Genomic DNA, 23011 nt, shown 5'->3' with positions numbered 1-23011 from the left:
GCCTAGCATAACCAGCACACCAAGGAATCGCCATGAACCTGTTGAATCTGCCCTACCGCTGGATCGTGCTGTTGTCGGCGGCGGCGGCCGTCGTGCTGACGGTGTCACCTGCCCAGGCGTTCACCGACTCGAACGCCGACCTGAAGGACGCCGCACCCGACCGCTCGGCCCGCGTCGTCGTCGTGGCCAAGGCCGCGCCGCCCGTTCAGGCGGCCTGGGTGCCGCCAACGGCCAAGCGGCTGGACGGCTTCAAGCCGGTGCTGCCACCCGAGCGCGATGCTGCGGCGCGGCGGCCGTCTGGCCAGACGCAGCTGGCCAAGGCGGACGCGCGCTGAGGCTCAGCGCTTGCGGCGCGATGCCAGCAGGCCGGCCAGGCCCAGCCCCATCAGCAGCACCGAGGCCGGCTCGGGCACGGCGCTGACGTACACCTTGTCCAGCCCATAGGCCTCGTCCAGGCCGGTCACTGTCAGCGTGACCTGCGTGAACGCCACGTCCTGCGTGAAGCCGACGAAGCGCACATTGCCATCGGGCAGCAGGGGTGGGTGCGTGCCGACGATGAGGTCGCTGGAGAAGGCGCCGGCGTTGGTGCGCAGGATGATCTGGCCATCGGTCTCGCCGATGTCCGTCAGGTACAGGCCGAAGGCCTTGCTCGGCGCCGCGAGGGTGAATGTGAGCGTGCCCTGCGATACGTTGGGCAGGTAGGCCGACACGTAGTGGATGCCATCCGTGGCGGTCGAGCCATAGCCGTCAACCGGCGAGTTCACGCCAGTCTGCAGCACGCCGATGGGCGTGCTGACGGTGCTGATCGTGAACAGCGGCGTGGTGATCGGCGAGAGCGCGCGCTCGCCGGTCGGCAGTCGCTCGAAGCTCTCGAACGACGTGGCGCCCGCTGCAGCAATGAAAGCGCCCTCGCTCGTGAAGCCGGCATCGGCCGCGTGCACGGCGGTGGCCCCCAGCAGGGCGAGGGCGAGCAGGTGGCGGTGCAGCTTCATGGGCGAGCTCCTAGGCGAAGCGCGCACCGTAACCGAACCGGCACCGTCCCGGTGCCGATGAACTAGGGATCAGACGCGGTTCAGCGACATGCCCGACGTGGCGCGCAGGCGCTCCAGCACCTTGGTGGCGATCTGGCCCAGCGGCAGCACCTCGTCGGCTGCGCCGGCCGCAATGGCCTCGCGCGGCATGCCGAAGACGACGCAGGTGGCCTCGTCCTGGCAGTAGTTGTAGGAGCCGGCGTCCTTCATGACCTTCATCGCCTTGGCGCCGTCCGCGCCCATGCCGGTCAGCATGATGCCGATGGCGTTCTGGCCCACCACGCGCGCCGCCGACAGAAACAGCGCCTCGACGGACGGCTTGTGGCGGTTGATGGGGTCGCCGTCCTGCACGCGGGCGATGTAGTTCGCGCCGCTGCGCTCCACGGTCAGGTGAAAGCCGCCCGGCGCGATGTAGCCGTGGCCGGGCAGGATGCGCTCGCCGTCCTGCGCTTCCTTGACGCGGATCTTGCACAGGCCGTCCAGCCGCGCCGCGTAGCTCTTCGTGAAGCCGGGCGGCATGTGCTGCGTGATGACGACGGCCGGGCTGTCGGCGGGCAGGTTGATCAGCACGTCCTTGGTGGCTTCGGTGCCGCCGGTGGAGGCGCCGATGAAGATGAGCTTCTCGGTGGACGCGCGGCCCAGGCTGGCCATCGTGACCGGCTTGGCCGGCGCCGGCGCCGCGGCACCCGGTGCGGCCGGCGGCGGGGCGCGGCGGATGTGGGCCTTGGAGGCGATGCGGATCTTGTCGGTGATGTCCTGCGCCAGCAGCTTGATGCCGTCGGCGACACCGATCTTGGGCTTGGCGACGAAATCCACCGCGCCCAGTTCCAGCGCCTTCAACGTCACATCGGCGCCGCGCTCGGTCAGCGTGGACACCATCACCACCGGCATCGGGCGCAGCCGCATCAGGCGTGACAGGAAGTCCAGCCCGTCCATGCGCGGCATCTCCACGTCCAGCGTGATGACGTCGGGGTTGAGGTTGCGGATCATCTCGCGCGCGACCAAGGGGTCGGCCGCGGCACCGATGCATTCCATGTCGGACTGGCGATTGATGATCTCGGTCAGGATGGACCGCACCAGCGCGGAATCGTCCACCACGACCACTTTGGTCTTGGCCATCGTTGGCCCTCCTCGACAACTCTCTAGAACAGATCGATGGAGCCGCCGCTGCTGGCGACGGGCTGCACCTTCTGGATCGCGGCCCTGTCCTGCTGGACCAGGGCGTCGGTATTGGTCGGTGCCAGGCGCTTGACCATGGCCTTGCCGCTCGCGGGCAGGAAGCACACCTTGCGCGGGTACACGTCCATCACGTCCTTGGACACGATGGGGATGCGCTCCAGCTTCAGGAAATCGATGACGAAGTTGGTGTTGCGCTCGCCGACGTTCAGCGAGTTCATGCCCGAGATGACGGCGCCGCCGCCGAAGATCTTGGCTTCCATGCGCGACTTGCTGGCGCCGCGCTTCATCATCTCGTTGATCAGCAGTTCCATCGCGAACGAGCCGTAGCGGCCCGAGTCGCCGTTGCCCTCGGGCAGCATGAAGTGGTTCATGCCGCCGACCTTGGCGACGCGGTCCCACAGGCAGGCCGCGATGCACGAGCCCAGCGTCGTCATGACGAGCAGGTCCTCGGTGTCGACGAAGTACTCGCCCGGCAGGATCTTGACCGCCGCATTCTTGAAGTGGGCGTCGTAGAAGAAGAACGAGGCCTCGCCCTGCTTGCGCGGCTGGGCCTTGAGCTGGTTGACCTTGGCGACGGCGACAGGGTTGCCCAGTCCGATCGTCGCTGTGGAAGCGAGGGGCGTGTTCATGGTCAGACCCGTTCGTAGATGGTTTTGCCGCGCAGCTTGAACAGGTCGCGCGATTCGGTGAAGTTCTCGGAATGACCCACGAAGAGCAGCCCGCCCGGCCGCATGACGCGGTGGATGCGCTCCAGCACCTTGCGCTGGGTCGGGCCATCGAAATAGATCATCACGTTGCGGCAGAACACCATGTGGAAGGGGTCACCCAGCTGCCACTGCGCGTCCATCAGGTTCAGCGGGCGGAAGTCCACCCAGCGCTGCAACTCGGGCTTGATGCGGATCTTGCCGCCGTTGGCGCCCGTGCCGCGCATGAAGAAGTTCTTCAGCCGCGTGGCGTCCAGGCCGCGCGAGTCGGCGTTGTAGACGCCACGCCTGGCGGTGGCCAGTACGTTGGTGTCGATGTCGCTGGCAACCAGCTGCACAGAGGCGCCCGCGCCCAGCGCCTCGCTGCACGTCATCAGGATGGAGTAGGGCTCCTCGCCCGTGGATGCCGCGCAGCACCAGATGCGCACCTGCTTGCCGACGAAGGGCTTGAGGTCGTCCTTCAGCGCATGGAAGTGATGCTCCTCGCGGAAGAACGAGGTCAGGTTGGTCGTCAGGCAGTTGACGAATTCCTGCCACTCGGCCGCGCCGGAGGGGCCGGTGGACGCCTCCAGCCACTGCAGATAGCTCGCGAAGCTCTTGTGACCGGTCTCGCGCAGGCGGCGTGACAGCCGGCTGTAGACCATCGCATGCTTGCCGTCATGCAGGCTGATGCCGGCATGCTTGTAGATCAGCTCGCGCACGCGGTCGAAGTCGGCCTTGCTGAAGCTGAACTCGTGGTCGAGAGAGTCGTTGCCTTGGGCGAGGTCGGGTGCGGGCATGTCTCGTGGATCAGATTTATGGGTGCTCGCAGCAGTTATGGCGTCGGCGCACCGATTCTGCACCGCGGGCCCGTGGATACGGGCCTGGGCCGGGCCAGCATAGTGCAAACAGGCCGCAGGAACGTGCCTGTTTCACGACCCGTGCGCCCTGGCCCCGCTGCTAGACTGGCTTGGAACCCCAATCCCGTCCGCTCGCCGTACCGCCAGCCTTTGGAACATCGCCTGCCCACCCCGACGCTGATCGACGCCCAGGCGCTCGATCTGAACCAGGCCCTGCAGTTGTTGCAGCAGGCCGGCGCGCTGCTTCCGGACCAGGCGCCGGGCAGCGTCGCCTGGCTGCAGGCCGTCGTCGATGCGTTGTGCGACCTCTCCAGCAAGGACGCGCTGACCGGGCTGGTCAACCGCCGCAGCTTCGAGATGGCGCTGGCCCGCGAGGTGGACCGTGTCGCCCGCTCCGGCGAGGCGGCGCTGCTGCTGATGCTGGACATCGACCATTTCAAGGCCGTCAACGACACCCATGGCCATGGCGCCGGCGACCAGGTCATCCGCGCCGTCGCGACGGCCGTCGCGCAGACCGTGCGGCCCATGGACCTCGTGGCCCGCGTGGGCGGCGAGGAATTCGCCATCATCCTGCCCAACTGCGCCACGCATGTGGGCCTGGCCGTGGCCGAGCGCGTGCGCGAGCGGGTCTCGGAGCTCAGCATCGAGATCGCACCAGGGCAGATGCTGAGCGTCACCGTCAGCCTGGGTGGGGCGTTCGCACCGCAGTGGGTGCGCTCGTCGCCGCTGTTGTGGACGGAACGCACCGACCGCCAGCTCTACCGCGCCAAGGCCGAGGGCCGTAACCGCGCCTGCCTCGAACCCCAGATCGAGTCCCTGGTCAGCGCCGAAGAAAAGGGCATGTTGTTCGCCTCCCTGAATCTCGAAACGCAACAGGACCTGCCATGAGCACGACCAACGATCCTGCTGCTCCCCGCCCCACGCGCCCCGGCGCCCGCACCCTGGCCGTCACGAGCGGCAAGGGTGGCGTCGGCAAGACCTTCGTCACCGCCAACCTCGCTGCCGCGCTGGCTGCGCGTGGCCAGAAGGTGCTGGTGCTGGATGCCGACCTCGGCCTCGCCAACCTCGATGTGGTGCTGAACCTGCACCCCAAGCTGACGCTGCATGACGTCTTCACCGAAAAGGCCACGCTGGAGCAGGCCATCCTGCCCGCGCCCGGCGGCTTCAGCGTGCTGCTGGCCGGCTCGGGCATGGTGGAGTACTCGCGGCTGACGCCCGAGGTGCGCGACAAGCTGCTGCACATCATCGACCTCGTGAAGCCGCGCTTCGACTGGGTGCTGCTGGACACCGGCGCCGGCATCTCCGACGTGGTGCTGTACGCGATCTCGCTGGCCACCGACGTGCTCGTCGTCGCGACGCCCGAGCCCACGTCGCTGACCGACGCCTACGCCACCATCAAGGTGCTGGCCACGCAGCAGGAGCGCCGGCATGTGGGCCTGGTCGTCAACCAGGCCAACCGCGTCGGCGAGGGCAAGCTCATCTGTGGCCAGCTGCAGCAGGTGCTGCAGCGCTTCGTCGGCCCGACGCCGGGCCAGACCTTCAAGCTTGAGCTGCAGGCCGAGATCAAGGCCGACGTGGCCGTGCGCCAGGCCGTGCTGAAGCGCCAACTGATGCTGGAGCATTACCCCGGCTGCGATGCGGCCCAGGCCATCAAGGCCCTTGCGAGCAAACTGCTTGGCTGACATGGAGCCCCTCGCCCAGTCGCGCCGCGCTGTGCGCCGGCATGCCTGGTCGGTCCCCCGCGGGGACGGCGATGCATGCGGCATTGAGCCGCACGCACATCGCCTTGGGCGGGCCGGCTCGGGATCGGCCCAGCGCTCGGCCCGCAAATGAGTGCATCGCCATGACTGAAGTGAATGCCGGCAGCGCCTTCGAGTGGATCGGCGGCGAGCCGCGCGTGCGCGAGCTGGTCGACCGCTTCTACGACCTGATGGAGCTGGAGCCCGCCTACGCGCGGCTGCGCGCCGCGCATGGTGACTCGCTGGAGTCGGCGCGCGACAAGCTGTTCTGGTTCCTGTGCGGCTGGCTGGGTGGCCCCGACCACTACATCAGCCGCTTTGGCCACCCGCGGCTGCGGGCGCGCCATCTGCCGTTTCGCATCGGCATCGCCGAGCGCGATGAATGGCTGGCCTGCATGGGGCAGGCGATGCACGAGGTGGGCGTGGACCCGGCGCTGCGGGACCGGCTGGCCGAGTCGTTCGCCGGCACGGCCGACTGGATGCGCAACGTCGGCGCCTGAGGCGGCAGCCGCCATCGGCGGCCGCCGCTTTCAACTCAATCCAGGCGGAACGCGAAGTCCTGCTGGAACATCGCGTCGCCCTGGCACTGGTAGCCGGCCAGTGCCGCTTCGACGGAACGCTGGAAGGAGCGGCGGGTCTTGCTGTCCAGCGCGCCCTGGGTGACGCGGATCTCCGTGCCGACGACCTTGCCGCCGCGCACGGTGGCGATGACGTTGAACACGGCTTCACCCGCCCAGTTGACGGCGGGTACGTCCGGCTTGGGCATGACAGCGCAGACGGCGCCCGGCGTGCGCATCAGCGGTTGCTCGGCCGGCGGGTTGTGCGCAGGCGTCACCGTGCCGGCCGTGCTGCCGCCAGTGAGAGGCGGCGCGTCGTCGCGTAGCGCGGTGGTGGTGACGGTGGTTGGTTGCTCCACCTGCCACGGCTGTGCGGGAATTTCGGGCACCTGGATCGTCGAGAAGCTGGGCTTGTCCGGCGTGACCGGCTTGCGCAGCGTCTCGGGCTCCCGGGGCTTGTCCGGGATGGGCGGCAGCAGCACCGTGGGTTCCTTGACCCGGACCGGCGGGTGGATGAGCCCGGCGCTGAACGCGTAGATGGCGGCGATGTGCAGGGCCACGACCAGACCGACGCCGACATAACGCTGGGGTTGCGGGGGGCGGTGGGCATGCGTGTGGGACAGGTTCATGGGCTCTCCTCTCTGCTGCGGTTGATGACACCAGGGCCGCACGTCCGGCGGCTTGAGCCCAGGCTACGCCCGCGGCGGCCGACGGGTCAATGGTGGCTTTGCCCGTCGGCGGCGCGCCACGTGTGGCAAAGCGCACGCCGCGGCGTCAGTGCGGTGTCAGGCCGTGCCGGTGAGCAGCACGATGAGGGCGCCTGCGCCGCCGTCGCTGGCGCGCGCCTGCACGAAGGCCATCACCTCGTTCTTCTGCACCAGCCAGCGCCGCACGCGGCCCTTGAGCACCGGTTCGCGACCGGGCGAGCCATGCCCCTTGCCGTGCACGACGCGCACGCAGCGCAGGCCGCGTCGGGCGCTGTCGTGGATGAAGTGGCTCAGCGCCTCGCGCGCGCCGTCGCGGCGCAGGCCGTGCAGGTCCAGTTGGCCCTGCAGCGCCCAGTGGCCGCGGCGCAGCTTGCGTACCACCTCCAGGCTGATGCCCTCGCGGCGGAACGACAGCGTCTCGTCGGTCTCCAGCAGGCTGTCGATGTCGATCTCGTCGGACAGCGCCTGCAGCAGCACCGCGCGCTCGTCGGCCTCTCGCTGGCGCGGCTCGGGCGGCGGCTGTTCCAGGTCGTGCAGCACGCGGTCGACGCGGCGCAGCGGCGTCACCGGGCCCACGCTCAGCTCGAACACGCGGCGCTCCTGATCCGCCAGCCGCAATGCGGCGGCCACGCGCTCGCGCTCGGCTTCCGCGGCCAGCCGGGCCGCGGCCAGCTCGCGGGCCAGCGGCTTCAGGTCGGCCAGGCTGCGTGCGATGCGGCTCACAGCAGGCCCCGCTCGGCAAACGACACCACGTCGGCAGCGCCGACGATGAAGTGATCGACGACGCGCACGTCCACCAGGGCCAGCGCCTGCACGAGCTGCCGGGTGAGCAGCTCGTCCGCGCGCGACGGTTCGGCCACGCCGCTGGGGTGGTTGTGCGCCAGGATGGCCGCGCCGGCCCCCAGCGCCAGCGCGCGCTTGATGACCTCGCGCGGGTGCACGGTCGTGGCCGTCAGCGTGCCGTGGAACAGCGTCTCCATCGCGATGAGCCGCAGCTGCGCGTCCAGGAACAGCACCGCGAACACTTCCTGCCCCAGTCCACCCAGGTGCAGGCGCAGGAAGGTGCGCACGGCGGCGACGTCGTTCATTGCCGGCTTCTCGGCCAGTTGCTGGTTCAGCGAGCGCCGCGCGATCTCCAGCACCGCGGCGATCTCCGCCCGCTTGGCCGGCCCCAGGCCCTTGACCTTGCCCAGGTCCTGCACGCTGGCGGCCAGCAGCCCGGCCCAGCCGCCGAAGCGGTCCAGCAGGCTCTGCGCCAGCTGCAGCACGGGCATGCCCTTGAGCCCCGTGCGCAGCAGCAACGCCAGCAGTTCGGCGTCCGCCAGCGCCTGCGGCCCACGGGCGAGCAGCTTCTCGCGCGGGCGGGCATCGGGGGGCAGGTGGGTCAGCGACATAAAATCGGCCGCAGTCTAGCCAAGCGCCCCATCTCTCGCATGAACCCCATCCAGGCCGGGTCCTTCCTGACCCTGCATTACCGGCTCACGGGCCCGGACGGTGCCGACATCGTCAATACCTTCGACGACAAGCCCGCCACGCTGTCGCTCGGTGCCGGCCAGCTGTCGCCCGCCATCGAGGCGCGCCTCATCGGCCTGCCCGAGGGCGCGCACGAGCGCTTCACGCTGGCGCCCGGCGAGGCCTTCGGCGAACGCAACCCCGAGTTGCTCCAGCGTGTGAAGCTGACGCTGCTGCGCCAGCTGGGCGATCCGGACGAGACCTACAACGTCGGCGACGTCGTGCAGTTCCCCGGCCCGGACGGGCAGGGTGGCTATGCCGGCGTCGTGCGCGAACTGGGCGACGAGTCGCTGCTGTTCGACTTCAACCACCCGCTCGCCGGCCAGCCGGTCAGCTTCGAAGTGCAAGTGATCGGGGTGCTGTGATGAGCTCAGTCGTGCAACCCCAGGAAGTGCTGCTGGCCGAGCCGCGCGGCTTCTGCGCCGGCGTGGACCGTGCCATCGAGATCGTCGAGCGGGCGCTGGTCAAGTTCGGCGCGCCCATCTACGTGCGCCACGAGATCGTCCACAACACCTACGTCGTCAACGACCTGAAGGCGCGCGGCGCGATCTTCATCGAGGAGCTCGCCGAGGTGCCGGCCGGCGCGACGCTGGTGTTCAGCGCGCACGGCGTCAGCCAGGAGGTGCGCCGCGAGGCCACGGCGCGCGGCTTCCAGATCTTCGACGCCACCTGCCCGCTGGTCACCAAGGTCCACGTCGAGGTGGCCAAGCTGCACCGCGAGGGCTTCGAGTTCATCATGATCGGCCACAAGGGTCACCCCGAGGTCGAGGGCACGATGGGCCAGCTGTCCGATGGCATCTTCCTGGTGGAAGAGGTCGAGGACGTTGCCAAGGTCACCGTGAAAGACCAGTCCAAGCTGGCGGTCGTCACGCAAACCACGCTCAGCGTCGACGACGCGGCCGAGATCCTGGCCGAGGTCAAGCGCGTGTTCCCGCGGGTGCGCGAGCCCAAGCAGCAGGACATCTGCTACGCCACGCAGAACCGCCAGGACGCCGTCAAGGTGCTGGCGCCGCAGGTCGACGTCGTCATCGTCGTCGGCAGCCCCACCAGCTCCAACAGCAACCGCCTGCGCGAGCTGGCCGAGCGGCTGGGCACGCCGGGCTACATGGTCGACGCTGCCGAGGACCTGAAGGCCGAATGGCTGGACGGCCGCGCCCGCGTGGGCCTGACGGCCGGCGCCTCGGCCCCCGACGTGCTGGTGCAGGCCGTCATCGACCGCCTGCGCGCGCTGGGCGCCACCACCGTGCGCAGCCTGCCGGGCGTGGAGGAGCATGTGCGCTTCCCGCTGCCCATGGGCCTGGGCGACAAGTCCATGGCCGAGGTCAGCGCATCCCGATCTTGAAGCCGGTGCTTCCAGCTTCCGGCGGCGCCTGACATCGGCGCCGCTTTCGTATTCGACTTGAAGGACACCCATGCTTGACATCACCCAACTGCGCAAGGAGCTCGACACCGTCGTCGAGCGCCTGACCGCGCGCAAGAACCCGCAGCCGTATCTCGACGTTGAGCGCTTCAAGGCGCTGGAAGCCGAACGCAAGGGCGTGCAGACCCGCACCGAGGAGTTGCAGGCCCGCCGCAACGCGCTGTCCAAGCAGATTGGCATGGCCAAGGGCAAGGGCGAGGACGCCTCGGCGCTGATGGCCGAGGTGGGCGGCATCGGCGACGAGCTGAAGGCCGGCGCCGATCGGCTGGAGGCCATCCAGGTCGAGCTCAGCCAGATGCTGATGAGCGTGCCCAACCTGCCCGACGCCAGCGTGCCGGCGGGCGCCGACGAGACGGGCAACGTGGAAGTGCGCCGCTGGGGCGCTCCGCGCACGTTCGACTTCGACGTCAAGGACCACGTCGACCTGGGCGCTCCGCTGGGGCTGGACTTCGAGACCGGCGCCAAGCTGTCGGGCTCGCGCTTCACGTTCCTGAAGGGGCCCGTGGCGCGCCTGCACCGCGCGCTCGCGCAGTTCATGCTGGACGTGCAGACCACCGAGCACGGCTACACCGAGTGCTACACGCCCTACATCGTCAACCGCGAGATCCTGGAGGGCACGGGCCAGTTGCCCAAGTTCAAGGAAGACATGTTCTGGGTGCTGCGCGGCGGCGACGACGAGCAGGTGGAGCAGTACCTGATCTCCACGTCGGAGATCTCGCTGACCAACACCGTGCGCGAGAGCGTGCTGAAGGCCGAGGAGCTGCCCGTCAAGCTGACGGCGCACAGCCCCTGCTTCCGCTCGGAAGCCGGCTCCGCCGGCCGTGACACGCGCGGCCTGATCCGCCAGCACCAGTTCGACAAGGTGGAGATGGTGCGCATCGAGCAGCCCGAGCACAGCATGGCCGCGCTGGAAGAGATGACGCAGCACGCCGAGGCCATCCTGCAGAAGCTCGGCCTGCCGTACCGCACCATGCTGCTGTGCACCGGCGACATGGGCTTCGGCTCGACCAAGACCTACGACCTGGAAGTCTGGGTGCCGGCACAGAACGCATACCGCGAGATCAGCTCCTGCTCGAACATGGGAGCCTTCCAGGCCCGTCGCATGCAGGCGCGCTTCAAGAACGCGCAGGGCAAGAACGAGTTCGTGCACACGCTGAACGGCTCCGGCCTGGCCGTGGGCCGCACGCTCGTCGCGGTGCTGGAGAACTACCAGAACGTCGACGGCAGCATCACCGTGCCCGAGGCGCTGCGCCCCTACATGGGCGGCGTAGAGGTGTTGCGCGGCTGATTCGTAGCGGGTGGGAAAAAGCTGGCTATAATGGCAGGCTTCGCACCAACGCTCACCGAATCAGGAGAGGTGGCAGAGTGGTCGAATGTACCTGACTCGAAATCAGGCGTACGGTTTCCGTACCGAGGGTTCGAATCCCTCCCTCTCCGCCAAGAACAGCCCGCCGGCAACCCCGGCGGGCTTTTTCTTTTTCGGACGCTCAGCGAGGCGTCTGCTGCAGCTCGACGCTGACCTTCACGGCCTCGGCGGTCTTGTTGGTCCACATCCAGCAATGCGCGGGCTCGGCGTCGAAGACCTGCAGGCCCTGCGCCTTCTCGGCCTTGTCCAGTTGCGCCGGATACACCACGGCCTTGCCCTGGTGGACATGGATGTTGAACGGCAGCGGCGCGCCGGCCTCGAAGGACCAGGCCACGCGGCCGCCCCGGGGCAGCTTGCCGCACACCTCCAGCAGCTCGCGCGGTGCCAGCGTCGCCGTGTGCGTGAAGCGGCCCTCGGGCGTCCAGGCGATGTCGACGACCTGGGCGGCCGCCGCTGCGGAGCCGCCAGCGGCCAGGCACAGCAGGGCGAGCGCCGCCCTCACTTGGCCGCCTCGATGGCCGTGACGATGAACTGGCCGCCGTCATGCGCGGCCTTGAAGCGCACCTTGTCGCCGACCTTGAGGCCGTCCAGCAGCCGCTTGTCGCGGGCCTGGAACACCATCGTCATCGCCGGCATGTCCAGCGACCTGATCTCGGCGTGGCGCAGCGTGACCTTGGCCGTGGCCAGGTCGACCTTGCGCACCTCGGCATCGGTCATCGCATCGGCGGCGGAGGCTGGTAGGGCCGGCGGCTCGGCTGCATGCGACAGCACGGGTGTCGCCAGCAGCGCGGCGCACAGGAGGAGTTCTTTCATGGCAATTCCTTGATGAATTTCAGCGCGCGCGGACGACGATGCTGCCGCGCATGCCGGCCTGGAAGTGGCCGGCGATGAGGCAGGCGAAGTCGAACTCGCCTGCCCGGTTGAAGGTCCAGACGATCTCGCCGGTCTGGCCCGGCGGCACATGGGCCATGTAGGGCTCGTCGTGCGCCATGCCGGGGAACTTGAGCATCAGCGCCGCATGCTCTTCCAGTTCCCGGGGCGTGCCGATGACGAGTTCGTGGAGCACGGCGCCGGTGTTGCGCAGCACCAGGCGCAGCGTCTCGCCGCGGCGCACGTTGATGCGCGATGGCGTGAAGCGCATGTCGTCGCTCATCGTGATCTCGACAGTGCGCCGGGCCGCGCGGGGTTCGCCGGCAATGCCCCAGGCCTTCTGTTCCTGCTTGACGACGACCGGCGCGCTGGCGGCGTGGGCGCCATGCGCCTGTGCTGCCGCGGCGGCGAGGGCCAGCGTGAGGGAGGTGATGAATGTCTTCATGCGGGCCTCAATGGTTGTGGTGGCCTTGAGGCTTGCGCACCTGCACCTCGACGTCCGAAGCGTGCGCGGCCGGCGCTGGCGCGCTTGTCGCAGGCGGCGCATCGCCCACCTCGCGCGCCACGGTGCCGGGCGGATGCTGGAACCAGCCGGGGTCCGTGTAGTCGCCGCGCCTGAGCCCGCGTCGCACCTTCAGCATGCTGAACATGCCGCCCATCGCGACCGGGCCGAACGGGCCGTCGCCGGTCATCATGGGCGCCGTGTTGTCGGGCAGCGGCATGCTCATCTCGGTCATGTCGTGCATGCCGCGCTCGCCCATGACCATGTAGTCGGGCACCAGCTTGCGGATCCTGGCGGCCAGGCCGCTGTGGTCCACGCCGATCATCGTCGGCACGTTGTGGCCCATCGCATTCATCGTGTGATGCGCCTTGTGGCAGTGGAAGGCCCAGTCGCCTTCCTCGTCGGCGATGAACTCCAGCTGCCGCATCTGGCCCACGGCGATGTCCGTCGTCACCTCGGGCCAGCGCGCTGATCGAGGCACCGGGCCGCCATCCGTGCCGGTCACCTCGAACTCGTGGCCATGGATGTGGATGGGGTGGTTGGTCATCGTCAGGTTGCCGACGCGGATGCGCACGCGGTCGCCCTGGCGCGCCACCAGCGGCGCGATGCCCGGGAACACGCGGCTGTTCCAGCTCCACAGGTTGAAGTCCAGCATCGTCATGACCTTGGGCGTCGCGCTGCCTGGGTCGATGTCGTAGGCGTTCAGCAGGAAGGCGTAGTCGCGGTCGACGTCGGCGATGTGCGGGTGCTTCGCCTTGGGATGCGTGATCCACAGGCCCATCATGCCCATGGCCATCTGCACCATTTCGTCGGCATGCGGGTGGTACATGAAGGTGCCGGGCCGACGGGCGACGAACTCGTAGACCCAGGTCTTGCCGGGCGGGATGGGCGGCTGCGTCAGGCCGCTGACGCCGTCCATGCCGTTGGGCAGGCGCTGGCCGTGCCAGTGCATGCTGGTCACCTCGGGCAGGCGGTTGGTCACGTAGATGCGCACGCGGTCGCCCTCGACGACCTCGATGGTGGGCCCGGGGCTCTGGCCGTTGTAGCCCCACAGGTGGGCCTTGAAGCCGGGCGCCATCTCGCGCACGACGGGCTCGGCCACGAGGTGGAACTCCTTGACGCCGTCCTTCATGCGCCAGGGCGCCGTCCAGCCGTTCAGCGTGACGACGGGGTTGTAGGGCCGCCCGGTGGGCGGGATGAGCGGGGCTTGCGTGTCGGGCGAGGTCTGGATGACGGGCTCGGGCAGGGCGGCCATCGCCGCCTTGGAGACGGCGGCCAGCGATGCCAGCGTCGACCCCGCCAGCAGGGAACGTCGGTTGAACATGGGGTGTGTCCTCGGGGTTCAGTGGGCCGCCGCCGCGGCAGCGGCAGCGGCGGGGCCGGCGGAGGGCAGGGCGGGCGTGGCGCGGCCCAGCAGGGCCTGGTCCAGGTCGGCCTGGGCCAGCCAGAAGTCGCGCAGCGCGTCCTGCGCGGCGGCCACGGCGGCCACCTGGGCACGGGCATCGGCCAGCAGCTCGAACACGCCGATCAGCATGCCGTTGTAGCGCAGAAGCTGCTCGTCGGAGATGCGCCGCGCCAGCGGCAGCAGCTCGTCGCGGTGCTGGCGCGCGATGTCCCACGCGCCGTGGTACAGGCCGTAGGCCTCACGCACCTCGGAGCGCGCGCGGATGGCCGTGTCGGCCGCGTCGTGCGCCGCCTCGCGGGCCAGCGCCTGTGCGCGCGGCAGCGGGCCGGGGCCGAACAGCGGCAGCTCCAGCGTGACCTCCCAGCCGCGCTGCACCGGCGCCTCGTTGGACGTGTTGTGCACGACGCCCAGCTCCAGCATCGACACGAAGCGGTTGATGCGGCCGGCATCCAGTTGGCGTGCGGCCTGCTCCAGCCGCAGCCGCGCCGCCTGCACGTCCAGCCGCTGCGCGAGTGCCAGCGTCTCGATGTCGGGCTGCTCGCGGGCGGTCGTCGGCAGCGCGGGCAGCCGGTCGGGCACACGCAGCGCGGCGGCGTCGTCGCCCCACAGGCCCAGCAGGCGCACCAGGCGCTCGCGGGTCGCGAGGCGCTGGCTCTCCGCGCGCGCCAGCGCCAGCCGCGCCTCGGCCGCAAAGCCCTGCTCGCGCGCGCGAGCCAGTGCGTTGAAGTTGCCGACGGCCTGCATGCGGCGAGCCAGCTCGGCGCCGGCGTCGGCGGCGTCCAGCACCTGGCGGCGATACGTCAGCGCCTCCTCCGCGGCAACGGCGGCCACCCAGGCGCGGCGCGTGTCCGCCGCCAGCGCCAGCACATCAGCCGCGGCCTGCTGCTGCTCGGCCTGCAGGCGGCGCTGCTCGGCCTGGCGCACCAGCGGCAGCGTCAGCAGCCGGGCCAGGTTGACGTGCCAGCCGCGCTCCAGCTCCACCTCGTCGCCGCGGGTGAGGCGGCTGAAGCTGAAGCCCGGGTTGGGCAGCCGGCCGGCCGCGTCCACCTCGGCGGCCGTCACGCCCAGGCGGGCCAGGCGGGCCTGCAGCGCGCGGCTGTTCTGCAGCGCCAGCTGCACGGCGGCGTCGGCGCTCAGCGGCTCGCGCAGGCGGGCGGCCAGATCGTCGGCCGGCAGCGGTTCGGCAGCCAGCGCCTGGCCGGTGTGCGGCTGCGTCAGGCGCGTGACATCGCCGACCTCATCGCCGGGCGTCAGGCTGGCGCAGCCGGTCAGCGCCAGCGCCAGCGCGGTCAGGGACAGCGCGCGCTTCATGGCGTCTTCTCCGGCGGCAGCGTTTCGCGGGCGTAGGTGCGCCAACCGCCCACGCGCTCGACGCGGGCATTGGCGGCGCGCCAGTCGGCGGGCGGCGGGTCATCGGCAGCCTGCGGTGGCGGGGCCTGGCGGGGCGCGACGCGCGGCACCTGGGTGCGCGCATCGGCGGGATCGGGGCGGGGCGTCTGGGCGGTGGCGCTCAGCGTCAGGCCGGCGGCGAGCAGCGCCGCGACGCGGGGGAACAACAAGGGCATGACAGCCTCTCTGAACGGGTGGTCGACCCACCAGGCGCAACCAGGCGCGCGGCGGGAGGGCAGCGTTGGGAGGGGCTCAGGCCCGGGGTGGCGGGTCGGGCAGCGGCGGCACGACGCCCGTCCAGCGCTCGGCGGGCACCTGCGCGGCGCGCTGGGCCGGTGCGCTCGTCACGGTCAGCGCCAACGCCGGTGGTGGCGCGGCGGCCAGGCAGCAGGGGGCGCACAGCTTGCACGCCTGGCTGTGGTGGGCGTCGGCCGGGTCATCCATGTCCTGGTGGTCGTGATGCGCGTGCTCCGCATGGGCCATCACGGCCGGCGTCGGCTGCGCCGGCCCGCATTCCAACTGCGCAGCCGCCAGCACGCTGCGCAAGGGCAGCAGCACGAGCAGCAGGCAGAGGACGAGGAAGCGGCCGGGGCGACGCATGGCCGGCACTTTAACCGCGCTGCTGCCGCCAGGCCCGGGCCGACAGCCCGCCGTGCCGCTGCGAGAACAGCCGGCTCAGCGCCGACGCATTCGCGTAGCCCAGCTCCGCGGCCAGCGTTTTCAACGGTTTGCCCGCGCGCAACTCGGCGCGGGCGATGGCCAGGCGCCAGTCTGCCACGTAATCGGCGGGCGTCGTGCCGACGGCGTCGCGGAAGGCCTCGGCAAAGCGGCTGCGCGACATGCCGGCCTCGGCGGCCAGCCGCTCCAGCGTCCAGGCCTCGCCGGGGCGGGCGTGCACGGCGGTCAGCGCCCGGGCCAGGCGCGCATCCGCCAGGCCGTTCAGCAGGCCCACCGGCAGCGGGTTGTCGCGCTGGTCCAGCATCCAGCGCAGCAGTTGCAGCAGCAGCACCTCGAACAGCCGGTCCGCCAGCAGCCGCTGGCCACAGCGCACGCGCTCGGCCTCGCCGAACAGCAGCGTCAGCGTCTCGTTGAGGCCGACCACGCGGGCCAGCGGCAGCACCACCAGCGGCGGCAGCGCGCGCACCAGCGGGTGGGCGTCGCCCTGGTCGAAGTCCAGCGTCGCGCAGACGAAATCCGCGCCCTCTGTGGGCGCGTTGTGGAAGTCGTGCGCCAGCGGGCGCGGGTAGAACACCAGGCTGGGTTCGCTCACCACCAGCTGCTCCACGAGCCCGCTGCCGACCGCGTGGCGAACTGCCATCTCGCCGTTGCGCATGACGTGCAGGAAGCCCCGCCCGGGCTGCGCGTCGAAATGCGTCACGCCGCACAGCGGCCCGGCGTGGAACAGGCTAGCGCGCACGCGGAAGCGCTCCAGCAGCGGGCTTAGGCGGTCCAGCGGCGAGGCGTCGTTCATGGGATGAATCGGTATGTTGTGCGGACTGAATGATACCTATCGACCTGAGCCGGCGCGCACAGTGGAGGCCTTCCTCCACAGCAACCGAAAGGTGACGCCATGACCTCCCGCATTCCCCTCGTCTCCGCCGCCGATGCCCCCGCCGCCAGCCGCCCGCTGCTGGATGCGGTGCACGGCGCCTTCGGCGCCACGCCCGCGATGTTCCGCGCCGTCGCCAATTCGCCGGCCGCGCTGCAGGCGATGTGGGGCTTCTTCGGCGCGCTGGGTGGCGGCAGCATCCCGGCCAAGCTGGGTGAGCAGATCGCCGTCGCCGTGGCCGACCGCAACGGCTGCGAGTACTGCCTGGCCGCGCACACGGCGTTGGGCCGCAAGGCGGGCGCGTCGGCCGCCGAGATGAGCGCCGCGCAGGCCGGCGAATCGGCCGACCCGGCGACGGCCGCCGCGCTGCGTTTCGCGCTGAAGCTCGTCGAGCAGCGCGGCCAGGTGGGCGATGCCGACGTCGCGGCGCTGCGCGCGGCCGGTTTCGGCGACGGCCAGATCGTCGAGATCCTGGCGCACGTCGCGCTGAACCTGTTCACGAACTACGTGAACGTCGCGTTCGCCGTGTCGGTGGATTTCCCTGGTGTGAAGCTGCGCTCGGCTGCTTGAGCGGGCAGCCGCTGGTCGACCCCGCCCAAACAACAAGGCCCCGGACTCGCCGGGGCCTTGGAGCGGTTCGTGCAGCGCTGGCTAGACCAGGCCCTGCTTTGACGCCAGCACCGCCGCTTCGGCGCGGCTGCTGACGTTGAGCTTCTTGTAGATGCTCTTGATGTGGTCGTTGACGGTGAACCACTTGATGCCCATCAGGTTCGCGATCTCCTTGATCGTGAAGCCCTTGCTCAGGTAGGTCAGCACTTCGCTCTCGCGCGGCGTCAGGCGTTCCCACTCGGGCGGCGGGTCCAGCGCGACGTTGCGGCTGTTGCTGAACGGCGCGTGCGACGACGACAGCGAGCCGAAGCCGGAGTTCAGCGGCATGGTGCCGCTGTCGCCGGACGACGACGGGCGGAAGTGCGACAGCAGCCGGCGCGCGATGGCCGGCGACAGCGGTGGCTGGCCGCGCACGATGCGTTGCAGCTCCTCCACCAGCACCTCGAAGCGGTCTTCCTTCAGCAGGTAGCCGTCGGCGCCGCATTGCAGCGCGGGGAAGAGATGGTCGTCGTCGGAGTACAGCGTCGTGACGATCTTGATGGCCGCCGAGCCGGACAGCTCGGTGAGGAACTCCATGCCGTTGCCGTCGGGCAGTTCCAGGTCGACGAGGACGAGCTTGAAGCCGTGATCCGGCGCATTGCCGAACTTGGCCACCTGGCGGCGGGCGTTTTCGAGATCGCCCACCTCGGTGATCTCCATCGCGTCGCTGAAGCTCTCGCGCACCACGCGGCACAGGAAGCTGCGGGCGACGGGGTTGTCTTCGATGATCAAGACTTTGACGGTCATGGGAGAGCGGCGGCTGTCATTTCGACCAACGAATGTAGCGCAGGCCCCGTGCCGCGATGGGCCGAGACTGCGGGGGGCTGAGCCCCCGTTTCAGGCTTCACGATTGGTAAGAACTACCTTGCCGACCACCTCGCGCGCGGCCATCCGTGCGAAGGCCGCGGGCAGGTCTGCCATGGGCAGCACGCGGTCCAGCACGGGCTTGATCTTGCCGGCGGCATACCAGCCGGCCAGTTCGCCCAGCATCTTCGCGTTGCGGCCCGGTTCGCGCTTGGCGAACTCGCCCCAGAACACGCCCACCAGCGACGCGCCCTTCAGCAGTGCCAGGTTCAGCGGCAGCGCCGGGATGCTGCCCTGCGCGAAGCCGATGACGAGATAGCGGCCGCGCCAGGCGATGGAGCGGAAGGCGGCCTCGGCCAGGTCACCGCCGACCGGGTCGTAGACGACGTCGGGGCCCTTGCCTTCGGTGAGCGCCTTCAACTCGTCGCGCAGGTTCTGCGTCGCGTAGTTGATGACGGCGTCGGCGCCCAGCGCCAGGCAGGCCTGGCACTTGGCATCGCTGCCGGCCGCGGCGATGACGCGGGCGCCGGCGGCCTTGGCGATCTGGATGGCCGCCGTGCCGACGCCGCCCGCCGCGCCGAGGATGAGCACCGTCTCGCCGGCCTGCAGCGCGCCGCGGTCCATCAGCGCGTGGTGGCTGGTGGCGTAGGTGCAGATGAACGCCGCGGCATCCTCGAAGCTGAAGGCGTCCGGCAGCGGCATGGCCAGCACGGCCGGGATGCACACCTCGGTGGCGAAGCCGCCCAGCCCGCCGAAGGCCGCGACGCGCTGCCCCACGGCGAAGCCCTTCACGCCGTCGCCCACCTCGGTGACGACGCCCGAGAACTCCGTGCCCGGCACGAAGGGCAGGGGCGGCTTCATCTGGTACTTGTTCTGCACGATGAGCAGGTCAGGGAAGTTCAGGCTGGCGGCGCGGATGACCACGCGGATCTGGCCCGCGCCCAGCGGCGGTGCGGGCACATCGCGCCATTGCAGCGCCTCGACGCCCACCGGGTTCTCGCAGACCCATGCCTTCATTGCTGTCTCCTCGTGGAATGAAGCGGCCATGATAGGAATCAGCGTGGTTACACCCGGTCTCGCAGGTGACGCGCTCCCTACAATTGGCCCCCATGCGCATCCTGATTTCCAACGACGACGGCTACCTCGCCCCCGGCCTCGCGGCCCTCGTGAAAGCCTGCGAGGGGCTGGGCGAGATCGACGTCATCGCCCCCGAGCAGAACGCCAGCGGCACGTCCAACTCGCTGACGCTGAACCGCCCGCTCAACGTCTACCGCGCCGCCAACGGCTTCCGCTACGTCAGCGGCACGCCGTCGGACGGGGTCCACCTCGCGCTGAGCGGCCTGCTGGGCTACCGGCCCGACCTGGTGCTCTCCGGCATCAACAACGGCGCCAACATGGGCGACGACACGCTGTACTCAGGCACCGTGGCCGCGGCCACCGAGGGCTATCTGTTCGGCATCCCGTCCATCGCGTTCTCGCAGGCCGAGAAGGGCTGGGTGGAACTGGAGGCCGCGGCCCGCACGGCGCGCAGCGTCGTCGAGCAGGTCATTGCCGGCGGGCTGGGCCAGAGCTTCCTGCTCAACGTCAACATCCCCAACCGGGCCGACGCCGACAAGCTGCCGCGCAAGATCACGCGGCTGGGGCGTCGCCATTCCGCCGAGGCCATCATCGAGCAGGTCAACCCGCGCGGCGAGACCATCTACTGGATCGGCCCGGCGGGCGAAGCCAAGGATGCCGACGAGGGCACGGACTTCCACGCTACCGCCAACGGCCAGGTGTCGATCACGCCACTGCAGGTGGACCTCACCGAGCACGCGTCGCTGGGCGCCTGGGCGCAACGCCTGGGCCTCTGAGCCGATGTCCACGCCCAAGCGTTTCCCGGCCAGCCTGAAGTCGGCCGCGGCGCCGCAGCGCGAGCTGCTGATGCCGCAGCGCCACCTGCACCAGGCAACGCGGGACGCGGCCCGGCTGGCCCGCCCCAGCGGCACGGGGCTGGACGGTGGTGCCGTGCGCCAGCGCATGGTCGACCGGCTGCGCGCCGAGGGCCGGTTCGACGAGCACGTGCTGGCCGCCATGGCCGCCGTGCCGCGCCACGAGTTCGTCGACAGCGCGCTGGCCGCGCAGGCCTACGAAGACACGGCCCTGCCCATCGGCCATGGGCAGACCATCTCCAAGCCTTCCGTCGTGGCCCACATGCTGGGCCTGCTGATGGCCGGCGCCGGCGCCCGGCAGCGCGGCTCGCTGGGCCGCGTGATGGAGATCGGCACGGGCTGTGGCTACCAGGCTGCGGTCATCGTGATGCTGGCGCGGCACGTCACGTCCATCGAACGGCTGCAGGGGCTGCATGACAAGGCCCGGGCCAACCTGCAGCGTCTCGTGCTGCCGCGCTCACCGCGCCTCATCTGGGGTGACGGCCGCGTCGGCCACGCGGCCAGCGGGCCGTTCGACAGCATCATCGCGGCCGCCGGCGGCGAGGACATCCCGCCCGCCTGGACCGAGCAACTCGCGCCCGGCGGCCGTCTCATCGCGCCCACCGCGTCCAGTGGCCGCGGCCAGGTGCTGGTGGTGCTGGATCATGTCGTCGAAGGCGGGGTCAGCCGCTGGCTGCGCAGCGAGCACGAGGCCGTGCTGTTCGTCCCCCTAAAATCCGGCGTCGTCTGACGGAGCCGCTGGCGCACCGCGCCACACAATCCGGGCGGCCCCCAACGTGCCTCACACGATGCCCTCACGCCTGCGTCCCCTTCTTGTCCTCACCACCTCGCTGCTGCTCAGCGCCTGCGGCACGTCGCTGCACCGGGCGCCCGTCGAGGACCGCAACCCCCAGCCCGCGAAGGCTGCCGTGCCTGCGCCGGCGCCCGCTGCATCCGCCCCCGCGGCGCCCGAGGCCAAGCCACTGCCCGGCGCCGAGAACGCCGGCAAGCCGGGCTACTACACCGTCAAGCCGGGCGATGCGCTGATCCGCATCGCGCTGGACAACGGCCAGAGCTGGCGCGACGTCGCCAAGTGGAACAGCCTGGAGAACCCCAACCGCATCGAAGTGGGCCAGGTGCTGCGCGTCGTGCCGCCGGGTGTCGATGCGGGTGCCGTGGCGGCCAAGCCCATTGCGACCGCCAAGGTCGAGAGCCGGCCGCTGGACGCCAAGCCGCCGCAGGCGTCGGCCAGCGCGGCGTCTGCCGTGGCGGCTGCGCCCAAGGAGCCTGCGAAGGAATCGCCGAAGGAGGCGGCCGCGTCGGACGACGACACGCTGGCGTGGTCGTGGCCGGTGTCCCATCCGGTCAGCGCCGGCTTCGACGAGCAGCGCAACAAGGGCCTGGACTTCGCCGGCAAGCCGGGCGACCCCGTGCTGGCGGTGGCCGACGGACGCGTGGTTTACGCAGGTTCGGGCTTGCGCGGCTACGGCAACTTGGTCATCATCAAGCACAACAACACCTACCTGACGGCGTATGCCCACAACCGGGCGATGCTGGTCGAGCAGGATCAGGTGGTACGCAAAGGCCAGAGGATTGCCGAGATGGGTTCCACCGAAAGCGACACCGTCAAGCTGCACTTCGAGGTGCGCAAGCTCGGCAAGCCTGTCGATCCGTCCAAGCTGTTGCCGGCGCGCTGAGACAGCGCGTTAGCGAACCAAGCACGCCGGGCCAGCGATCACGTCATGAAACGCGCTGCGCCCTCCCTGACGAACGGTCACAACGGCCATGACGGCGCGGCCCACGAGCCGGCCGTCATGCTCGCCATGAACGGCGGCGCCGACACCGAGCCCGCCGCTGATGCCCCGGACGAAGACGCACAAGCGCTGCGCAACGGCAGTGGCCACGACGTCGAGTTGGGCAACGCGCTGCAGGCCTATCTGCGCGACATCCGCCGCACGCCGCTGCTGACGCCGCAGCAGGAGTTCGACACCGCGGTGGCCGCTCGCGCGGGCGATTTCGAAGCCCGCCAGGCCATGATCGAGCACAACCTGCGGCTCGTCGTCAGCATTGCCAAGAACTACCTGGGCCGCGGCCTGCCGATGAGCGACCTCATCGAGGAAGGCAACCTCGGCCTGATGCACGCCATCGGCAAGTTCGAGCCGGAGCGGGGCTTCCGCTTCTCCACTTATTCGAGCTGGTGGATTCGCCAGAGCATCGAGCGCGCGCTGATGCACCAGGCCCGCCTCGTGCGGCTGCCGGTGCACATCGTGCGCGAGCTCAACCAGGTGCTGAAGGCACGCCGCGCGCTGGAGGCGTTGCAGAGCGCGCAGGGGGCGGAAGGCCGCGTGCGCGCCGAGGACGTGGCGCAGGCGCTGGGCCGGCCCGTCGACGAGGTGGCCGAGCTGCTGGCCTATGCCGAACTGCCCAGCTCGCTGGACTCACCGGTGGACCGCAACGGGGAGGGCGGCGAGTCGATGCTGGACCTCGTCGCCGACGACCAGGCCGTCGACCCGATGGGCCTGCGGCTGTCGCACGAGGTCGAGGAGCTGCTGCAGCACGGCCTGGCCAGCCTGAACGACCGCGAGCGCGAGGTGCTGGCCGGGCGCTACGGCCTGTCGGACCGCGAGCCCGAGACGCTGGACGTGTTGGCCATCCGCCTGAAGCTGACGCGGGAGCGCATCCGCCAGATCCAGATCGAGGCGCTGGCCAAGCTCAAGCGCAACATGATGCGGCACGGGGTCGACCGGGACAGCATCTTTTGAGCCCCTCGCCCCGCCTTGCCCCGGCTGAACGCCGGCAAGTCTGGTCGGTCCCCCGAGGGGGCGGCTTGGGAGCGGCCCAGCGCTCGGCCCGGAAAACTGAGGCCAACCAGCCTCCTCC

General features: G+C 70.2%; 29 protein-coding genes and 1 tRNA gene. 13 read left to right on the top strand and 17 right to left on the bottom strand.

Annotation, left to right across the window (positions count from 1 at the left end; genetic code table 11):
- Positions 1–32 precede the first annotated feature (32 nt).
- On the top strand, positions 33–335 hold the full coding sequence (locus AC1Q7O_RS07220; RefSeq protein WP_492659796.1) for a hypothetical protein: 303 nt from the start codon (positions 33–35) through the stop codon (positions 333–335).
- A gap of 3 nt (positions 336–338) precedes the next feature.
- Here AC1Q7O_RS07220 and AC1Q7O_RS07215 read toward each other — a convergent pair whose 3' ends face one another.
- The 4 genes from AC1Q7O_RS07215 to AC1Q7O_RS07200 form a co-directional block, all read right to left on the bottom strand.
- Positions 339–992 carry a PEP-CTERM sorting domain-containing protein gene (locus tag AC1Q7O_RS07215; RefSeq protein ID WP_492659797.1) on the bottom strand — a complete coding sequence of 218 codons (654 nt, stop codon included), beginning with the start codon at positions 990–992 and terminating at the stop codon, positions 339–341.
- 69 nt (positions 993–1061) lie between these two features.
- Positions 1062–2150, bottom strand: a complete 1089-nt coding sequence (locus AC1Q7O_RS07210) for a protein-glutamate methylesterase/protein-glutamine glutaminase (protein WP_492659798.1) — start codon at positions 2148–2150, stop codon at positions 1062–1064.
- Between the two features lie 23 nt (positions 2151–2173).
- Positions 2174–2839, bottom strand: coding sequence for a chemoreceptor glutamine deamidase CheD (gene cheD / locus AC1Q7O_RS07205; RefSeq protein WP_492659799.1), 666 nt, complete (start codon positions 2837–2839; stop codon positions 2174–2176).
- Positions 2840–2841: 2 nt separating this feature from the next.
- Positions 2842–3693, bottom strand: a complete 852-nt coding sequence (locus AC1Q7O_RS07200) for a CheR family methyltransferase (protein ID WP_492659800.1) — start codon at positions 3691–3693, stop codon at positions 2842–2844.
- Between the two features lie 210 nt (positions 3694–3903).
- Here AC1Q7O_RS07200 and AC1Q7O_RS07195 point away from each other — a divergent pair, with 210 nt between their 5' ends.
- The 3 genes from AC1Q7O_RS07195 to AC1Q7O_RS07185 all read left to right on the top strand — a co-directional run bounded on the left by AC1Q7O_RS07195 (position 3904) and on the right by AC1Q7O_RS07185 (position 5992).
- On the top strand, positions 3904–4641 hold the full coding sequence (locus AC1Q7O_RS07195; protein ID WP_492659801.1) for a GGDEF domain-containing protein: 738 nt from the start codon (positions 3904–3906) through the stop codon (positions 4639–4641).
- Complete coding sequence (locus tag AC1Q7O_RS07190) at positions 4638–5435, top strand: MinD/ParA family protein (RefSeq protein ID WP_492659802.1); 798 nt, start codon at positions 4638–4640, stop codon at positions 5433–5435. Before AC1Q7O_RS07195 ends, AC1Q7O_RS07190 begins: the two co-directional genes overlap by 4 nt.
- 161 nt (positions 5436–5596) lie before the next feature.
- On the top strand, positions 5597–5992 hold the full coding sequence (locus AC1Q7O_RS07185) for a group II truncated hemoglobin (protein ID WP_492659803.1): 396 nt from the start codon (positions 5597–5599) through the stop codon (positions 5990–5992).
- Positions 5993–6027: 35 nt separating this feature from the next.
- Here AC1Q7O_RS07185 and AC1Q7O_RS07180 read toward each other — a convergent pair whose 3' ends face one another.
- The 3 genes from AC1Q7O_RS07180 to radC all read right to left on the bottom strand — a co-directional run bounded on the left by AC1Q7O_RS07180 (position 6028) and on the right by radC (position 8150).
- On the bottom strand, positions 6028–6678 hold the full coding sequence (locus AC1Q7O_RS07180) for a hypothetical protein (protein WP_492659804.1): 651 nt from the start codon (positions 6676–6678) through the stop codon (positions 6028–6030).
- 156 nt (positions 6679–6834) lie between these two features.
- Positions 6835–7479 carry a Smr/MutS family protein gene (locus AC1Q7O_RS07175; protein WP_492659805.1) on the bottom strand — a complete coding sequence of 215 codons (645 nt, stop codon included), beginning with the start codon at positions 7477–7479 and terminating at the stop codon, positions 6835–6837.
- Positions 7476–8150, bottom strand: coding sequence for a RadC family protein (radC, locus tag AC1Q7O_RS07170; protein WP_492659806.1), 675 nt, complete (start codon positions 8148–8150; stop codon positions 7476–7478). The genes AC1Q7O_RS07175 and radC overlap by 4 nt, the downstream gene beginning before the upstream one ends.
- Positions 8151–8189: 39 nt before the next feature.
- On the opposite strand from radC, the gene AC1Q7O_RS07165 reads away from it, so the two are divergent.
- The 4 genes from AC1Q7O_RS07165 to AC1Q7O_RS07150 all read left to right on the top strand — a co-directional run bounded on the left by AC1Q7O_RS07165 (position 8190) and on the right by AC1Q7O_RS07150 (position 11128).
- Positions 8190–8633 (top strand): FKBP-type peptidyl-prolyl cis-trans isomerase, encoded by a 444-nt coding sequence (locus AC1Q7O_RS07165; RefSeq protein ID WP_492659807.1) that lies wholly within the window; start codon positions 8190–8192, stop codon positions 8631–8633.
- Complete coding sequence (ispH, locus tag AC1Q7O_RS07160) at positions 8633–9610, top strand: 4-hydroxy-3-methylbut-2-enyl diphosphate reductase (protein ID WP_492659808.1); 978 nt, start codon at positions 8633–8635, stop codon at positions 9608–9610. Before AC1Q7O_RS07165 ends, ispH begins: the two co-directional genes overlap by 1 nt.
- A 70-nt stretch (positions 9611–9680) precedes the next feature.
- Positions 9681–10976 carry a serine--tRNA ligase gene (gene serS, locus AC1Q7O_RS07155; protein ID WP_492659809.1) on the top strand — a complete coding sequence of 432 codons (1296 nt, stop codon included), beginning with the start codon at positions 9681–9683 and terminating at the stop codon, positions 10974–10976.
- A gap of 63 nt (positions 10977–11039) precedes the next feature.
- A tRNA-Ser gene (locus AC1Q7O_RS07150) sits at positions 11040–11128 on the top strand.
- A gap of 47 nt (positions 11129–11175) precedes the next feature.
- Here the strand turns inward: AC1Q7O_RS07150 and AC1Q7O_RS07145 are convergent.
- From AC1Q7O_RS07145 to AC1Q7O_RS07110, 8 genes are all read right to left on the bottom strand, one after another.
- Positions 11176–11556 carry a hypothetical protein gene (locus AC1Q7O_RS07145; RefSeq protein WP_492659810.1) on the bottom strand — a complete coding sequence of 127 codons (381 nt, stop codon included), beginning with the start codon at positions 11554–11556 and terminating at the stop codon, positions 11176–11178.
- Positions 11553–11867 carry a copper-binding protein gene (locus AC1Q7O_RS07140; protein ID WP_492659811.1) on the bottom strand — a complete coding sequence of 105 codons (315 nt, stop codon included), beginning with the start codon at positions 11865–11867 and terminating at the stop codon, positions 11553–11555. The genes AC1Q7O_RS07145 and AC1Q7O_RS07140 overlap by 4 nt, the downstream gene beginning before the upstream one ends.
- Positions 11868–11886: 19 nt before the next feature.
- Positions 11887–12369 (bottom strand): cupredoxin domain-containing protein, encoded by a 483-nt coding sequence (locus AC1Q7O_RS07135; protein WP_492659812.1) that lies wholly within the window; start codon positions 12367–12369, stop codon positions 11887–11889.
- Between the two features lie 7 nt (positions 12370–12376).
- Positions 12377–13750: a multicopper oxidase family protein gene (locus AC1Q7O_RS07130; RefSeq protein ID WP_492659813.1), complete on the bottom strand. Its 1374-nt coding sequence runs from the start codon at positions 13748–13750 to the stop codon at positions 12377–12379.
- An 18-nt stretch (positions 13751–13768) separates the two neighbouring features.
- The gene (locus AC1Q7O_RS07125) at positions 13769–15142 is read right to left on the bottom strand and encodes a TolC family protein (RefSeq protein ID WP_492659814.1); all 1374 of its coding nucleotides are present in this window, start codon (positions 15140–15142) and stop codon (positions 13769–13771) included.
- Entirely contained in the window at positions 15139–15396 is a 258-nt protein-coding gene (locus AC1Q7O_RS07120; RefSeq protein ID WP_492659815.1) for a hypothetical protein, read from the bottom strand. The genes AC1Q7O_RS07125 and AC1Q7O_RS07120 overlap by 4 nt, the downstream gene beginning before the upstream one ends.
- Positions 15397–15472: 76 nt before the next feature.
- Positions 15473–15820 (bottom strand): hypothetical protein, encoded by a 348-nt coding sequence (locus tag AC1Q7O_RS07115; protein ID WP_492659816.1) that lies wholly within the window; start codon positions 15818–15820, stop codon positions 15473–15475.
- Between the two features lie 10 nt (positions 15821–15830).
- Positions 15831–16691, bottom strand: coding sequence for an AraC family transcriptional regulator (locus AC1Q7O_RS07110; protein WP_492659817.1), 861 nt, complete (start codon positions 16689–16691; stop codon positions 15831–15833).
- 99 nt (positions 16692–16790) lie between these two features.
- Here AC1Q7O_RS07110 and AC1Q7O_RS07105 point away from each other — a divergent pair, with 99 nt between their 5' ends.
- Complete coding sequence (locus AC1Q7O_RS07105; RefSeq protein WP_492659818.1) at positions 16791–17339, top strand: carboxymuconolactone decarboxylase family protein; 549 nt, start codon at positions 16791–16793, stop codon at positions 17337–17339.
- 81 nt (positions 17340–17420) lie between these two features.
- On the opposite strand, the gene AC1Q7O_RS07100 is transcribed toward AC1Q7O_RS07105, so the two are convergent.
- Both AC1Q7O_RS07100 and AC1Q7O_RS07095 read right to left on the bottom strand, forming a co-directional pair.
- Complete coding sequence (locus tag AC1Q7O_RS07100; RefSeq protein ID WP_492659819.1) at positions 17421–18164, bottom strand: LuxR C-terminal-related transcriptional regulator; 744 nt, start codon at positions 18162–18164, stop codon at positions 17421–17423.
- A 90-nt stretch (positions 18165–18254) separates the two neighbouring features.
- On the bottom strand, positions 18255–19238 hold the full coding sequence (locus tag AC1Q7O_RS07095) for an NADPH:quinone oxidoreductase family protein (RefSeq protein ID WP_492659820.1): 984 nt from the start codon (positions 19236–19238) through the stop codon (positions 18255–18257).
- A 92-nt stretch (positions 19239–19330) separates the two neighbouring features.
- Between AC1Q7O_RS07095 and surE the strand changes: the two genes are divergently transcribed.
- From surE to rpoS, 4 genes are read left to right on the top strand one after another with little or no spacing between them, the layout of a single operon-like run.
- A complete protein-coding gene (gene surE, locus AC1Q7O_RS07090; protein WP_492659821.1) occupies positions 19331–20074 on the top strand; it encodes a 5'/3'-nucleotidase SurE in 744 nt (247 codons plus the stop codon).
- A gap of 4 nt (positions 20075–20078) precedes the next feature.
- The gene (locus AC1Q7O_RS07085; RefSeq protein ID WP_492659822.1) at positions 20079–20882 is read left to right on the top strand and encodes a protein-L-isoaspartate(D-aspartate) O-methyltransferase; all 804 of its coding nucleotides are present in this window, start codon (positions 20079–20081) and stop codon (positions 20880–20882) included.
- Between the two features lie 58 nt (positions 20883–20940).
- Positions 20941–21828: a peptidoglycan DD-metalloendopeptidase family protein gene (locus AC1Q7O_RS07080; protein ID WP_492659823.1), complete on the top strand. Its 888-nt coding sequence runs from the start codon at positions 20941–20943 to the stop codon at positions 21826–21828.
- Between the two features lie 45 nt (positions 21829–21873).
- Positions 21874–22893 carry an RNA polymerase sigma factor RpoS gene (gene rpoS / locus AC1Q7O_RS07075; protein WP_492659824.1) on the top strand — a complete coding sequence of 340 codons (1020 nt, stop codon included), beginning with the start codon at positions 21874–21876 and terminating at the stop codon, positions 22891–22893.
- Positions 22894–23011: the final 118 nt, after the last annotated feature.

The organism is Roseateles sp. GW823-FHT07B05 (assembly GCF_058794515.1).
This window is presented reverse-complemented; position numbering and strand designations above follow the sequence as displayed.

Excerpts from the sequence above, each read along its gene's own strand:
- AC1Q7O_RS07130 (WP_492659813.1), bottom strand. The coding sequence starts at position 13,750 with ATGTTCAACCGACGTTCCCTGCTGGCGGGGTCGACGCTGGCATCGCTG.
- AC1Q7O_RS07185 (WP_492659803.1), top strand. The coding sequence starts at position 5,597 with ATGACTGAAGTGAATGCCGGCAGCGCCTTCGAGTGGATCGGCGGCGAG.
- surE (WP_492659821.1), top strand. The coding sequence starts at position 19,331 with ATGCGCATCCTGATTTCCAACGACGACGGCTACCTCGCCCCCGGCCTC.
- AC1Q7O_RS07220 (WP_492659796.1), top strand. The coding sequence starts at position 33 with ATGAACCTGTTGAATCTGCCCTACCGCTGGATCGTGCTGTTGTCGGCG.
- AC1Q7O_RS07125 (WP_492659814.1), bottom strand. The coding sequence starts at position 15,142 with ATGAAGCGCGCGCTGTCCCTGACCGCGCTGGCGCTGGCGCTGACCGGC.
- AC1Q7O_RS07095 (WP_492659820.1), bottom strand. The coding sequence starts at position 19,238 with ATGAAGGCATGGGTCTGCGAGAACCCGGTGGGCGTCGAGGCGCTGCAA.
- AC1Q7O_RS07140 (WP_492659811.1), bottom strand. The coding sequence starts at position 11,867 with ATGAAAGAACTCCTCCTGTGCGCCGCGCTGCTGGCGACACCCGTGCTG.
- rpoS (WP_492659824.1), top strand. The coding sequence starts at position 21,874 with ATGAAACGCGCTGCGCCCTCCCTGACGAACGGTCACAACGGCCATGAC.
- AC1Q7O_RS07165 (WP_492659807.1), top strand. The coding sequence starts at position 8,190 with ATGAACCCCATCCAGGCCGGGTCCTTCCTGACCCTGCATTACCGGCTC.
- AC1Q7O_RS07180 (WP_492659804.1), bottom strand. The coding sequence starts at position 6,678 with ATGAACCTGTCCCACACGCATGCCCACCGCCCCCCGCAACCCCAGCGT.
- AC1Q7O_RS07080 (WP_492659823.1), top strand. The coding sequence starts at position 20,941 with ATGCCCTCACGCCTGCGTCCCCTTCTTGTCCTCACCACCTCGCTGCTG.
- AC1Q7O_RS07120 (WP_492659815.1), bottom strand. The coding sequence starts at position 15,396 with ATGCCCTTGTTGTTCCCCCGCGTCGCGGCGCTGCTCGCCGCCGGCCTG.
- serS (WP_492659809.1), top strand. The coding sequence starts at position 9,681 with ATGCTTGACATCACCCAACTGCGCAAGGAGCTCGACACCGTCGTCGAG.
- radC (WP_492659806.1), bottom strand. The coding sequence starts at position 8,150 with ATGTCGCTGACCCACCTGCCCCCCGATGCCCGCCCGCGCGAGAAGCTG.
- cheD (WP_492659799.1), bottom strand. The coding sequence starts at position 2,839 with ATGAACACGCCCCTCGCTTCCACAGCGACGATCGGACTGGGCAACCCT.
- AC1Q7O_RS07210 (WP_492659798.1), bottom strand. The coding sequence starts at position 2,150 with ATGGCCAAGACCAAAGTGGTCGTGGTGGACGATTCCGCGCTGGTGCGG.
- AC1Q7O_RS07190 (WP_492659802.1), top strand. The coding sequence starts at position 4,638 with ATGAGCACGACCAACGATCCTGCTGCTCCCCGCCCCACGCGCCCCGGC.
- AC1Q7O_RS07200 (WP_492659800.1), bottom strand. The coding sequence starts at position 3,693 with ATGCCCGCACCCGACCTCGCCCAAGGCAACGACTCTCTCGACCACGAG.
- AC1Q7O_RS07105 (WP_492659818.1), top strand. The coding sequence starts at position 16,791 with ATGACCTCCCGCATTCCCCTCGTCTCCGCCGCCGATGCCCCCGCCGCC.
- AC1Q7O_RS07135 (WP_492659812.1), bottom strand. The coding sequence starts at position 12,369 with ATGAAGACATTCATCACCTCCCTCACGCTGGCCCTCGCCGCCGCGGCA.
- AC1Q7O_RS07085 (WP_492659822.1), top strand. The coding sequence starts at position 20,079 with ATGTCCACGCCCAAGCGTTTCCCGGCCAGCCTGAAGTCGGCCGCGGCG.
- AC1Q7O_RS07100 (WP_492659819.1), bottom strand. The coding sequence starts at position 18,164 with ATGACCGTCAAAGTCTTGATCATCGAAGACAACCCCGTCGCCCGCAGC.
- AC1Q7O_RS07215 (WP_492659797.1), bottom strand. The coding sequence starts at position 992 with ATGAAGCTGCACCGCCACCTGCTCGCCCTCGCCCTGCTGGGGGCCACC.
- ispH (WP_492659808.1), top strand. The coding sequence starts at position 8,633 with ATGAGCTCAGTCGTGCAACCCCAGGAAGTGCTGCTGGCCGAGCCGCGC.
- AC1Q7O_RS07115 (WP_492659816.1), bottom strand. The coding sequence starts at position 15,820 with ATGCGTCGCCCCGGCCGCTTCCTCGTCCTCTGCCTGCTGCTCGTGCTG.
- AC1Q7O_RS07110 (WP_492659817.1), bottom strand. The coding sequence starts at position 16,691 with ATGAACGACGCCTCGCCGCTGGACCGCCTAAGCCCGCTGCTGGAGCGC.